Source organism: Bacillus sp. AFS012607 (assembly GCF_002558005.1).
Classification (GTDB): domain Bacteria; phylum Bacillota; class Bacilli; order Bacillales; family Bacillaceae_G; genus Bacillus_A; species Bacillus_A thuringiensis_S.
On the sequence record NZ_NTVM01000016.1, the window covers coordinates 1 to 12,551 of the forward strand.

A 12,551-nucleotide genomic window follows, 5' to 3' on the forward strand; every position below is an offset into this window, starting at 1 on the left:
GGGGGGAGTACATGGAAACCTATCATAGAAATATGATAAGGCGCTGGGTACTTACCCTACCTTTAACAGTGCAATTTTTTCATTTGGGGGGATACTTCAAAATTTTAAGTTGATGGGCATGTATGGTGACCCCTTATAGGGAAGAAAATTTTAATAATACTTATATAAAAATTATTAAATCTAAATATATTCTTTAATTCTTCCTTTTAAAATTTATATTGATTCTACAAGAAAGGAATAATTATGATGTTAAGGAGAATTTTAAATCGTAAAGTAGTGTGGCTTTTTCTATTTATGGCGGCTATTTCAATTGTAGTGTATTTTTTTATGCATAATAAGTGTATAAAAAATATCGCTGAAAATATTGAAGAAACTTATCAAATATATGAAGAGAATAGACTGTTAAAAAAGAGTCTTCAGCAGTATGAAGTAATGAAAGCACAAATTTATATGCTAAAAAACGATAAAGAGAATTTAGAAAAACTATATAATAAGAGTAAAGAATTAAAAGAACAAGCAACGTATAAATTTATGCATGCTACTGTAATAAATCGTATGTTGGACAAATGGTATGATAGGGTTGCTATTGATAAAGGGGTACAAAATGGTGTGAAACGTGATATGGCTGTAATTACAACAGACGGTTTTATTGGGAAGGTAGAAAGTGTAGAGCAGTATACCTCTATTGTAAATTTGGTGTCTAAAGATGAAAGAACGAATCGTTTAGCAGTAACATTGCTAACTGATCGTTCAATCCTAGGGTTTGTTACAGGATATGATGAGCAGAAGAAAGTTCTTAAAATTGAAAAAATACCAAAAGATAAGGCTGAAAAAATTAAAAAAGGTGATAAATTTGTAACATCTAATTTAAGTACGAAAATAATATCTGGTCTTGAAGTAGCAGAAGTTGTCGATCAAGAGTCAGATGAATATGGTCTTACTCAAATCATTTATGCCAAACCAAAAGCAAATTTGTATGATTTAGAACATGTTATTTTATTAGAGTAAAAAATAATTTCTAATTCTACAAAGAGGCGATTGAAGGATAGCGATAATTTACAAGGGATAATGCCCCCTCGTTATCAACTTAAGAAATTAAATGTGCCCCAAAACGAAAAAATGGACTAAATTCTCATGGATACCTAAGAAAGGAGAAAATTTTCGTTTTGGGGCACTTCAAAGTGTTAGCTTGATGAGCATATGGAAACAATGATAGAAATGAAGTACGGAGAATAAGTAAAATTATTTTTAATGAAATTCAAAAAAATAAAAATGTATTAAAAGCGTCGGAACGTTCGATTAGCTATTGTTCAGATTTCAAAGTAAGACCGGTAAAAGAAAATTAACAAGGAAAAGGTCCTAGCCAAATCTTTTTAGAGAATGGGTTTGACTTAGCTGTGATTGTTGAAGAAGGTTTTTATACAGAACGCCGCGGGAAATGAAGTACGGGACGCCCTTCGGAAAACCTCTCTCTTCTGATGAAAAATTAAAGAAAGCGGAAGCGCGTATTGCGTTTTTAGAAGCGGAATTGACATTCCCAAAAAAGTTAGATGAACTCGAACGGCAGGCGTTAGAGAAGAAGCGTTAACAACACGAGAAACATACACACTGATTGAACAAACCATACGTCGATTCCAATTCCCACGTATGGTACGTTACCTTTGTACACTGGCTGGGGTAAGTCGAAGTGGATACTATGCGTGGCTCATGGTGTTGGAAAAGACAAAAGGAATTTGTATAAATCGTAAACGTATTTACCGTATTATGCGTAAATATAATCTTGTGACAAAGATTCGCCGAGAGAATCCTTATAAACACATCGCAAAAGCGACATAGAAACATAAAACATGTCCGAACCTTTTAAAACGCCAATTCAATCAAGAAGAGCCTAAAAAAGTATGTTAACTGATACTACCTATTTATTTTATGGAAAAGGAAAGAAGGCTTATTTATCATGTGTAAAAGACAGCACAGCACGAGAGATTTTAGCCTATCATGTCTCCTCTTCTTTACAAATGGATATCGTCTATCAAACATTAGATAACTTGAAAGAGAGATTAGTAGAAGTCATCCATCCTGAAGCACTTCTACATTCAGACCAAGGTATTCATTATACACACCCTGAATTTCAGAAACGTGTAAGTGAAATGAGAATCAAACAATCTATGTCTCGTAGGGGCAATTGTTTAGACAATGCACCAATGGAATCCTTTTTTTGTCATATGAAAGATAAATTAGATTACAAAGATTGTCAAACCTTTGAACCTCTTGAGCTCAACATATGGGATTATATGGAGGAGTATAATTATAATCGTTATCAGTGGACATTAAAAAAGGTGGCTCCGATCGAATGATATGATCCCCTTATAGTAGACAGTTGAAAGAAAGTTACTTTACTGTTTATTATGGAGGGAATTTTTTATGGGAAAAATCAGAAGAACTTTTTCCATCGATTTTAAAATGAAAGCTATTGAATTGTACTTACATAGAGGAATTGGAAGTAAATTAATTGGAAAGGAATTAGGAGTTACATATTCAGTTATAGATAGATGGATTAAAAAATATAAAAATGAGAGAATTTTGGGCCTACAAGAAAAACGTGGAAGATCTAAACAAACAAAATAAGTCAAGATGCTAGAATACAGCGATTAGAAGCAGAAGATGCATACTTAAAAAAGCTATTAGCTACGAAAAAGAAGATGAGGTCAAAAAAAGTAAATCAGTAGAATGCGAGGTCATTCATACCTTAAAACAAAACTTTTCAATTGTGTTGCTTTGTGAAATTGCAGCTGTTTCAAGAAGTGGATATTATAAGTGGGAAAAAAGAATCAACGATCCCTCTGAAAAGATGTAAGAGGACCAATTTATCATTTCTAAAATAGTAGAATGCGAACGGGATCCAGCTATAAATAGTAGCTATGGTTACAGAAGAATTTGTATATAGCTCAAAAAGTATTATGGTTTACAGGTAAATCATAAAAGAGTATATCGTTTAATGAGGAAAATGGGGATAAAAGCTAAGATTCGAAAGAAAAATGGGTTACAGATATAACCTATCTTACCTTTAACATGAGCGAATACAACAATTTAAAATTAGTTACAGACACAGTTAATAAAGCTTTTAGAAAAAGAAAAGTCCACGAAACAGTATTACATAGCGACCGCGGTTATCAGAATAAGTCAAAAAAATATAACCAATTACTTAAAAAGCACAAAATAACTGTGAGTATGTCTAGGAAGGGTAATTGTTACGATAATGCATGTATAGAGAGTTTTTTTAGTCATTTTAAGGCAACTAAAAGATATATGAGCTATTACAATAACAAAAGATTTCAAAAAAGATTAAACAACCTTAGTCCTATTGAATTTGGAACTAATGATGCTTAATGAAAAGATACCTAAGCTATTACTGTCTACTTGACAGGGGTAAGACTAGAATATCGGAACCACCTTTTAAGTGCTTGATTTTTCAGGGCTTTTTTATTAAACTGTCCATTTTATAGGGTACAGTTCACTCTAAGGGATATTCGGCTGATATGCTATATTTAGGTTGTAATTTGTTCGCTTCATATTCTTTTAGTAGCTTATAAAAAGTATTTTTTCTTAAGTCCTAATAGTTCCATAAATTTAACGCTCGTTATTTCTCTGTTTTTCACTTTTCATAAGATTTTTTCTATGATAGGTAAATCCTGAAACCTTCTTTGATATCGAGAATGAACTCGCTTCGAGAGTGCGCCACAGTAAGAACAATGTAATAATTCATTCGTAATGAGTCCCTCATCTATGATAATAACATTATATCAAATACATTAACTAACACAGGAAAGAACTCTGATTCAATTATCATTTGTACTTTGTCCATAAACATATCACTTTCTGTAAACCATGAAGTTTACATTGGTACATGTCGTAATTTTCAGAAATATGACGAAGATGTTAGGTTTTTGTCACGTTAATCAATATGAAAAAGGAACTATTCTCTGTATGCTAAGAAAAAGGCATTTCAGTTGTTGAGAAAGGATTTTGAGAGGATAATGAATACTATTTTTGAGGGAACTATAACAACATGAGGATAAAAATCTAACGTTCTTTCAGGGAATTCATTATTGAGCTTAAATAATATTATTTTAAAAGGAAAGGAAACGAGTATATGCAAAAAATTATGATAGTGGAAGATGATATAAAAATTTCAGAATTACTTCAATCTTATATTAATAACTACGGATATAAGGGGGTTATTACAAAAGATTTTGAACATGTCTTGGACTTATTCAAAGATATTCAGCCGGATCTCGTTCTATTAGATATAAATTTACCTTATTTTGATGGATTTTATTGGTGCCGTCAGATTCGAATGATAGCTACTTGTCCAATCCTTTTTATATCCGCACGTCAGGGGGAAATGGAGCAAGTTATGGCATTAGAACATGGGGCAGATAATTATATTACGAAGCCGTTTCATTATGAGGTCGTAATGGCCAAGATTAAAAGCCATCTTCGGCGGATTTACGGTGAATATGCCCCAAAAGTAAAAGAGCGAGTCATACAACAATCTGGATTACAATTGTATCCAGAAAAATTGGAATTAAAACTAAAAGATAGGACGAGTATACTGACGAAAAACGAAGCGCTATTAATAGAAGTTCTCCTACAAGGGTGTCCTAACATTGTCAGTCGGGAGAAAATGTTAGAAAAAGTTTGGGATAAGTATACGTATGTAGATGATAATACACTACGTGTAAATGTTACACGTGTTCGAAAAAAATTAGAAGAACTCGGAATTAAAGATGCACTGGATACAGTTCGAGGGGCTGGATATCGTCTAAAAATAAACTGGGATAACGATGGGGCGCTATAATGAAGTTATTTTTACGTGAGCACATACCTTTGATTGTCATGATAATCATGCAACTCATTGCCATTCTCATGGTGTATTGGTTGGATGGATACAATCATTTGTTAACGGCTTTATATAGTGTATTTTTAGGGATTTGTTTTTTAATTGGGTATTTAATGTACCGTTATTATAGCCATCGTAGATATTACAATATGTTGTCTCATCCTTCTCGAACTTTGCAGGAATCGATACAAAAGATGGATGATACGCCTATATCCATAGCTTTTAGACATGTATTAGAAGCGAAATATAAGCAATATCAAAGTCGATTAAAGGTATGGGAGCATAAACAAAAGGAGCATTTGATATTTATGAATCAATGGGTACATCAAATGAAAACGCCTGTATCTGTAGTGGAATTAATTACACAAGAAGAGCATGGAGAAACGTTTGAAAGTATAGCGGAAGAAATAGATCGTATGAAGTATGGGTTAGAAATGGTACTACACATGGCCCGATTAGAGACTTTTGAACATGATTTTCATGTGGAAAGAGTATCATTAAACACACTAGCTCAAGAGGTGATTTATGAAAACAAACGGTTCTTTATCAGAAATTATGTATATCCAAAAGTGAAAATCGCACAAGATTACATCGTCGAAACGGATATAAAATGGCTCAGATTTATTGCCAATCAAATTCTGTCTAATGCGATTAAATATTCTGCTGGAAGTAGAACGAACATTACAATTGCTGTTTGGAAAACAGATAAATCGGTTGTTTTGGAAATACAAGATTATGGCGTAGGCATTTCAAAAGAAGATCTTCCAAGAGTCTTCCTTCCATTTTATACAGGGGAAAATGGAAGGAAATTCAAAGAATCTACGGGCATAGGATTATATCTTGTGAAAAATATTACAGAAAGGTTGAGTCACAAAATTGAAATAGAATCTGAAATAGAAAAAGGAACAAAGGTCCGGATTATTTTCCCGTCTGCAACGTATGAATCTAATTAAGTTGGAATTTTCAGTATTCTTACGATATTGTTAGAGAGTTGTAAGGGAAATCGATAGGAGAAATAGATTTTCCTCGTTATACTTAGTGATATAGAAAGAATAAAAAGGAGACAAACGAGATGGAAATATTAAAAGTTCACGAACTGAGTAAGATTTATACAGGAAAGATATCGTATGAAGCACTTTCTAATATTAACTTAAACATAACGAAAGGAGAGTTTGTAGGGATTATGGGACCGTCTGGTAGCGGAAAAACGACATTACTGAATATGGTTTCTACCATTGATTCTCCCACATCTGGAGAGGTGTTAATTAATGGTGAGAATCCGCATCGTTTATCAGCTAACAACCTTGCAGAATTTCGAAGACGTCAATTAGGATTTGTATTCCAGTCCTTCAACCTGTTGAACACGTTGACTGTAAAGGAGAACATTGTTCTTCCTTTGACATTAGATGGTATAGATGTCAAACGGATGAATAAGCTTGTGGAACATATCGCAGACAAATTAGGGATTCAAAGCATATTAAATAAACGAACGTATGAAATATCAGGTGGACAAGCACAAAGAACAGCCATTGCACGCGCACTTATTCATAAACCGCAACTCGTACTGGCAGATGAGCCAACAGGGAACCTAGATTCCAAATCGGCTGGGGATGTCATGGCATTATTACAACAATTAAATAAGGAACAAGAGGCAACCATGATGCTGGTTACACATGATCCAATGGCTGCGAGTTATTGTGACCGTGTCGTATTTATTAAAGATGGCAAGCTATATAATGAATTGTACTGCGGTGAAAACCGCCAAATATTCTATCAGAAAATTATGGATGTACTTGCTTTATTAGGAGGACGTAAGGATGAATTTTCGACAATTCGCGTTTAACAACGTCATGCGTAGCAAGCGAGCCTATGCTGCACATTTTCTCAGCAGTACATTTTCCATTATGATTTTCTTTACGTATGCTTTGTTATTATTTCATCCGAATTTACAAGGAGAATTAGCTTCCGGAAGTAAAACAATGGCTGTGCTCGGAACAGTCGGAATGCAAATTTCTCAGTCCCTCATTTTCCTTTTTTCTTTTTTCTTTCTTTTATATTCTGTCAGTTCTTTTTTAAAGACAAGAAAAAAGGAATTTGGGATCCTCATGATGCATGGGATGTCTCCGTCGCAGTTAAATACATTGATATTCTTAGAAAATATGGTAATTGGGGCAGCGGCCATTCTTTTTGGCATTCTGATGGGACTGATTTTTTCAAAGCTGATTTTATTACTTAGTGCCAATCTATTAGCAGTTGAGAATGGGCTTCCTTTTTATATACCGATTAAAGCAATTGGGACGACAGCTGGTGCATTCTTGATTTTATTCCTATTTATTTCGTTATTTACTTCTAAAATGGTAAAAATCAACCAATTAATTGAATTAATGAAATCAGAGGAAAAGCCAAAACCAGAACCAAAAGCATCTTGGATACGAGCATTGTTTTCCCTTCTCTTCATTGGGGCAGGGTATGGGTGTGTATTTGATTTTGTGAAAACATTAACAATTGGGTTTTATCCCCTACTGTTGGTTCTCGGAGTAGCTTGCACCGTGATTGGAACCTATTATTTATTTTCTCAACTGAGTGTGTATGTCTTAGGTAGGTTAAAGAAGAATGAGCGCCTATTTTTTAAGAAAACGAACCTTCTCACCATTTCTGAATTGGCGTATCGTATGAAAGATAATGCCACGATGTTCTTTATGCTTGCGGTTATTTCCGCTGTATCTTTTACAGGAATTGGGACTTGTTTGTCAATGGGAAATTCAGCGTTAATAACAATGCAACAGCCACCATTTGCATTTATCTATGATTCAAGGGGAGAAAATGCGCAAGAAGAAGAGCATATTGAAGAAATAAAAAGGCAACTTACAAAGGCAGGAATGTCTTATCGAGTGGGTAATGTAACTCCAAAACTTAGTGAAATCGATGTAACAAACCCCAAATCAACAAGGCATACAATTATAAAACTTAGTGAATATAATTCACTAGCAAAAGCATTGGGATACCAAACAGAAATGTTACAAAATGAAAACGAAACCATCTTAGTCCCTGGAACCAATTCAGAACGAGATAAATATCAAAAAAGAGTAGGGATACCTTCCGAAATAGACGTCTTACAGGGGGACACGGATCGTTCATTTAAAGTGAAAAAAGCTGTTCCCTATCTTGTTGTACCAAATAGAGAGGGAGTTACTCTTGTTGTTTCAGATTCTATGTATGACGCTATTCCAAGTAGGAACGTCCTGCCTACTACAAAACATTATGGATTTTTTGTAGAAGATTGGACAGAAACAAAGGATGTTGCAAACAAATTAAATGCGAAATTTACGGAAAAAGAGCAGAAAGATCCGAAATACACATTCCAGTCCTTGTATACCGACTCGCATATGTTTAAACAAGCAAACGGAATTTTATTAATTACCAGCTTATTGGTTGGAATTGTATTCTTTACCTTTGCAGCCAGTTTATTATACTTCCGCTTGTATGCAGATTTAGAAAGAGACCAAAAACAATACGAAATGATTGCAAAAGTGGGATTAAGTAAAAAAGAATTAAAACAGATTGTCACAAGACAGCTAACGCTGATGTTCTTTCTCCCAATACTCGTAGCAGTAATTCATAGTAGCGTAGCGTTTCTAGCTTTACAGCAGTTACTTAAATTCTCTATTTGGAACACATCTATTTTAGTACTTGTAGGCTTTATTGGGATTCAAATACTATATTTCTTTATGGTTCGACGGGGATATTTACGACAACTGTATTCAAAGATTTTATATATGTAAAATAAAAGGAGAACTGGAGCAAGAATGATGAACAAAATACTATCTATATGTGGAATTGGAATGCTTGTGATTTCTATGCTGGGTGCATGTTCACTGTTTGGAGGGAAGAAAGAACCAGAAACATTGAATGGGCTGATATTACTAGGTGAACAGCAAGCATTAAAAAAATAGAAGGTGAGCATAAAAAAGATATAAAATCAGCAACTTTATATAAAGCGAAACAAGTAGAAAGTGAAGGTAAGCAAGTATTTGTTATGGATAAAGAAACCGCAAAAAGAGTGATGGATAGAGATATTTTAAGAAAAAGAGATAATAATGACGGTATCATGAGTAGCGCCCCACTGCGTTCTTTCCCCGCTAGCGGAAAAGATGAATCAATTTTATTTGCTAATAAAAAAAATAAAGATATAAAAACTTTAGTCTTGAATGGTACCAAAGTACACGTAAATTATGACAGTGATACATGGTTGGGTGGTTGGAGGCAGCGAAGTAAATTTGATGAAATGATAGTGATTGTACCTTCTTCTACATTTGCTAAGATTTCTGTCCCAGAGATATCTATGGCTATTGTGGAGTTGAATAAAACCTCTAGAGACAATAAAAGACCTGTTGACCAAGATACCGAGGAAAAACAAACTAAATCTGAATTTGAATTTGAAAAAGTAGTAACAGAATTAACAAAAGACCTAAATACCCAAGATGTACTTCGAGTTTCCATTATAAAATAATCAAAATACACATCGAGTGAATAAAAGAAGGATATGTGAACCGGTTCCTTACCGTACAGGGATCGGTTCTTTTTTACTAGGGGGAAGGTATGGTATGATGGATGACACTATGGTTTCAGACGGTTATCCGATAATCATAGTGCATATTATGTGTAATGAGATAGAAGAGAAGCTTCAATAATTTATTTACACATGCAATGGACGCAACTTTATGCCACTTATTATAAGGTGCGTTTTTAATTTATCGTAATACTCAACAATATGATTTTGTCCGTAACGTCGTTGTTTAATCATGTTCTGGATGATGTGGAAAAGGAGCTTCCGCAAATGTTTATTTCCACGTTTATTGATTTTATCTTTAAAAAAGGTTTTACCTGATTGAAACCGGCGTATATCAATACCAGCAAATTAAATTACCATATAACTTTTACCCATACTGACATCAAATGCAATAACGTGTTTCATATAGCTCCTCCTCAGGTGGAATTGAAGTCTTCAACTTCAACTTATCGATTCGCATTTCTTATATACGATCTCGAAGACCAATATACTAAAAACTGATTCAAATAAGGTAAGTGAAGAAGGTCAGTTTTGTATACGGATTCAGGATCCAAAAACACCCACGACCTTCTCTTCACTTCTACTATAAAAAAAATAGTAGTGCGAACCAATGCCTTGGTCTGCACTACTAATCTTAGTATGTTTTGAATAGTTTGGAATAGAAGAAGAAAATAGTCTTTAATCATATATATGGCTTTATACTCACTAAGCTCTTGTTTTATCTTTTTACAATGATGAATTTGAAAGAATGACTTCCACGTTTTAAATAAAATTTGTCGGGTAAAAGACTGGAGCAGTATCATTGTGACCCGTTTCCAGTCTCTCCCCATAAGAACTGCTCGTGAGGTTTTCCCTCAAGCAGCTCACCCCATAAACTTCATCAAAAGGGTTATGAGACCTATCAAATAGCAGAAACTTCCATCGAAAACTTTCTGTACTTTCCAGTCCCAGTAAAGCCCTAGTACACCATAGAGATATTCGTTACTCCATCTTTGCCATCCGATGCTACGCTTTCGTCGTCGTTTCCTTCTCGTTAACAGTGTGCGAATTTTGCTTTTACTGTCGTGCGAGCTGGATTCTTCGGGATCATGAAAACGAAGACTTCTCCTTTTAGGACATTCACCATCTGAGTCTTCTCCAGATTCAGTTCAACTCCCAAAGGGTTTAACTGTTCCCACAGTCGTCGTAATGCCAGTTCAGCCCATCCACTTTTACTGGAGTGTCCGCTTACAGTCGAGTCGGAAAAACGGTGATAGTTTACAGCTTCGTAATTGCCCTCAGCTGTTTTACGTCGAATAGCATCAAATATCCAATCCACTTCATTGAGGTAAATGTTCGCGGCTAGTGGAGAAAATGGCACGCCTTGCGGGACAACGATTTTTCCTGTTGCCTTAATTACCTGTTTTACAAGATGCATAACCTGAGGGTCTTGGACATGTTTCGCGATTTTTTTCAATAATATGTTGTATTGCTTCTAATATGAGTTTTAGCGCTCCTTGTACTACACGATCTCGTATACACGGAATTTGCAGAGTTCGCATTTTGCCGTTTGCCTTTGGGATTTCTACTTTTCGATTGGCTTGAGGTCGGTATATTCCAGCTTGCAATTCCTCTTGAATACCCGTTAAGAATGGGATAACTCCTTCTAGTTATATATCAGCAAAACTTTTTCCGCGCCTGTTGATAGGCTTCGTAAAGGGTGTTTTTGCCATGGCACCCTTGCCTCCTCTAATCATACGAAATGGACCCGTTCTGCCCCCTGACACCTACCGTTCTCACTTCCCGATCGCGGTTATAGAGACGGTCTCCTCGATGAGGTTTCTTCATCGGGTGTCGAGGGCTTCTCCAGTTTCTACATTATCTTTCTCTCCATGTCGGCGCTGATACCCCGCCGGTGAGAACTGCTGTTCCAGACTCGTTTCGGTCAGTTCTTGTTGCTTTCGCACGTTATCGACCGTCTCAGCCACCGGAATTGCGTGTAACGAGGCTACATCTACGTTCACTGTACGTTACAACCTCATGCCTTTTGCATGTGATGTCAGAGTGCTTCGCCATGTCGCTTTCTCTTATAGCTTGATTTTGTAATCGTTTTTGTTGCTGTTGTTTTGTTAATCGATGAACATTTACACGAGCTAGCACTTTATCAATCATTCCTACATAAGCATCAGCTATTTCACATGTTTGTCCTGGTTGAAGGGAGTTCATTAATGTCTCCATATCTATCTGTATATACCCTGTACCTTTCTTAATTCTTCCATCTTGAAAATAATCAGGGTTAGGATTTTTTTTGATAAATACGTGTATTTGACTTGATACGAGAGATATAGTAGGCCTCTTTACCTTGTATATATTGAAGGTCTTTTAAATGAAAATAACCTAAATCTCCGATACATAAATCATTCGCTGTCACAGTTGGGACACACAGAGAGCCGTAAGTGCGATTATGTTGTTTACCTGGACCTGTATGAATAAATATGTAGGAACTGTCCACTTAACAAATCATACTCAAGTTGAAATGCATTTGAATCTAAAATACGAATACGCTTGAAAACAGAAGTGCATGGAGAAGAAATCGGCATAGATGTGGTTAGTAGTTCGGCTAGTAGGTGTTGTAAAAGTTGGACGACCGCTTTATTAAATCGTTGATTCAGTCCCTCAGGACTGATAAGTACTTCTGTTGATGCTTCTAAACAGTTAGATAACTGAGTTAAAGAAGTCATAGCTACATTTTGGCTCACCCATACACATAAAGCTACTAAATCTTTTGCTTGATACTTACTGGTTCGTTGTACCAAACCAACATCTCTAGCAAGATCCCGTAAGGTATTTTGAGATAAAAAACTTTGAATCTCTCGAGCAAATAGTTGTAATTTGTCAGACACAGAACAGACACAAAAAATGCCATCTTTTCCTATGATTCTACAGAAAGAATAGCGTATTTTTTCATTCTAAGGGGCATTTCTTTTTATTAGCTTGATAGCGATGGGGCGCTCCCCCACATCCATCAACTTAAGGAATATTTTCAAACAAAATGTGGTTTTTTCATATAATTTTTTATTATCTTTTGTAGTTTTTATAAAA

General features: G+C 35.2%; 9 protein-coding genes and 7 pseudogenes. 11 read left to right on the forward strand and 5 right to left on the reverse strand.

What is annotated here, in order from left to right:
- Positions 1–246: 246 nt before the first annotated feature.
- The 5 genes and pseudogenes from mreC (at position 247) to CN409_RS32840 (ending at position 3,387) form a co-directional block, all read left to right on the forward strand.
- Positions 247–1,008: a rod shape-determining protein MreC gene (gene mreC, locus CN409_RS20150; RefSeq protein ID WP_097981470.1), complete on the forward strand. Its 762-nt coding sequence runs from the start codon at positions 247–249 to the stop codon at positions 1,006–1,008.
- Between the two features lie 224 nt (positions 1,009–1,232).
- Positions 1,233–2,354, forward strand: a pseudogene (locus CN409_RS20155) (IS3 family transposase).
- Between the two features lie 67 nt (positions 2,355–2,421).
- A pseudogene (locus tag CN409_RS20160) lies at positions 2,422–2,726 on the forward strand (transposase).
- A gap of 230 nt (positions 2,727–2,956) precedes the next feature.
- Positions 2,957–3,052: pseudogene (locus CN409_RS32835) on the forward strand (IS3 family transposase); the annotation flags it as partial.
- A 17-nt stretch (positions 3,053–3,069) separates the two neighbouring features.
- Complete coding sequence (locus tag CN409_RS32840) at positions 3,070–3,387, forward strand: DDE-type integrase/transposase/recombinase (RefSeq protein WP_097981471.1); 318 nt, start codon at positions 3,070–3,072, stop codon at positions 3,385–3,387.
- A 272-nt stretch (positions 3,388–3,659) separates the two neighbouring features.
- On the opposite strand, the gene CN409_RS32845 is transcribed toward CN409_RS32840, so the two are convergent.
- The gene (locus tag CN409_RS32845) at positions 3,660–3,791 is read right to left on the reverse strand and encodes a transposase family protein (protein WP_368665671.1); all 132 of its coding nucleotides are present in this window, start codon (positions 3,789–3,791) and stop codon (positions 3,660–3,662) included.
- Between the two features lie 359 nt (positions 3,792–4,150).
- Here CN409_RS32845 and CN409_RS20180 point away from each other — a divergent pair, with 359 nt between their 5' ends.
- The 6 genes from CN409_RS20180 (at position 4,151) to CN409_RS20200 (ending at position 9,410) form a co-directional block, all read left to right on the forward strand.
- Complete coding sequence (locus CN409_RS20180; RefSeq protein ID WP_044306604.1) at positions 4,151–4,858, forward strand: response regulator transcription factor; 708 nt, start codon at positions 4,151–4,153, stop codon at positions 4,856–4,858.
- Positions 4,858–5,853 (forward strand): sensor histidine kinase, encoded by a 996-nt coding sequence (locus tag CN409_RS20185; RefSeq protein ID WP_044306605.1) that lies wholly within the window; start codon positions 4,858–4,860, stop codon positions 5,851–5,853. The genes CN409_RS20180 and CN409_RS20185 overlap by 1 nt, the downstream gene beginning before the upstream one ends.
- 119 nt (positions 5,854–5,972) lie before the next feature.
- Complete coding sequence (locus CN409_RS20190) at positions 5,973–6,743, forward strand: ABC transporter ATP-binding protein (RefSeq protein ID WP_044306606.1); 771 nt, start codon at positions 5,973–5,975, stop codon at positions 6,741–6,743.
- Positions 6,718–8,682, forward strand: a complete 1,965-nt coding sequence (locus tag CN409_RS20195) for an FtsX-like permease family protein (protein WP_097981473.1) — start codon at positions 6,718–6,720, stop codon at positions 8,680–8,682. Before CN409_RS20190 ends, CN409_RS20195 begins: the two co-directional genes overlap by 26 nt.
- A gap of 27 nt (positions 8,683–8,709) precedes the next feature.
- Positions 8,710–8,853 carry a hypothetical protein gene (locus tag CN409_RS31935; protein ID WP_170955793.1) on the forward strand — a complete coding sequence of 48 codons (144 nt, stop codon included), beginning with the start codon at positions 8,710–8,712 and terminating at the stop codon, positions 8,851–8,853.
- 20 nt (positions 8,854–8,873) lie between these two features.
- Entirely contained in the window at positions 8,874–9,410 is a 537-nt protein-coding gene (locus CN409_RS20200) for a lipoprotein BA_5634 family protein (RefSeq protein WP_240518650.1), read from the forward strand.
- A gap of 115 nt (positions 9,411–9,525) precedes the next feature.
- On the opposite strand, the pseudogene CN409_RS20205 reads toward CN409_RS20200, so the two are convergent.
- From CN409_RS20205 to CN409_RS20225, 4 pseudogenes are all read right to left on the reverse strand, one after another.
- Positions 9,526–9,818, reverse strand: a pseudogene (locus CN409_RS20205) (transposase); the annotation flags it as partial.
- A gap of 98 nt (positions 9,819–9,916) precedes the next feature.
- A pseudogene (locus CN409_RS20210) lies at positions 9,917–10,246 on the reverse strand (hypothetical protein); the annotation flags it as partial.
- An 87-nt stretch (positions 10,247–10,333) separates the two neighbouring features.
- Positions 10,334–11,182: pseudogene (locus CN409_RS20215) on the reverse strand (reverse transcriptase domain-containing protein).
- 349 nt (positions 11,183–11,531) lie between these two features.
- Positions 11,532–12,370, reverse strand: a pseudogene (locus tag CN409_RS20225) (transposase); the annotation flags it as partial.
- Positions 12,371–12,551: the final 181 nt, after the last annotated feature.

Coding starts and splice junctions, on each gene's coding strand:
- CN409_RS20180 (WP_044306604.1), top strand. CDS start 4,151: ATGCAAAAAATTATGATAGTGGAAGATGATATAAAAATTTCAGAATTA.
- CN409_RS20185 (WP_044306605.1), top strand. CDS start 4,858: ATGAAGTTATTTTTACGTGAGCACATACCTTTGATTGTCATGATAATC.
- CN409_RS20195 (WP_097981473.1), top strand. CDS start 6,718: ATGAATTTTCGACAATTCGCGTTTAACAACGTCATGCGTAGCAAGCGA.
- mreC (WP_097981470.1), top strand. CDS start 247: ATGTTAAGGAGAATTTTAAATCGTAAAGTAGTGTGGCTTTTTCTATTT.
- CN409_RS32840 (WP_097981471.1), top strand. CDS start 3,070: ATGAGCGAATACAACAATTTAAAATTAGTTACAGACACAGTTAATAAA.
- CN409_RS31935 (WP_170955793.1), top strand. CDS start 8,710: ATGAACAAAATACTATCTATATGTGGAATTGGAATGCTTGTGATTTCT.
- CN409_RS20190 (WP_044306606.1), top strand. CDS start 5,973: ATGGAAATATTAAAAGTTCACGAACTGAGTAAGATTTATACAGGAAAG.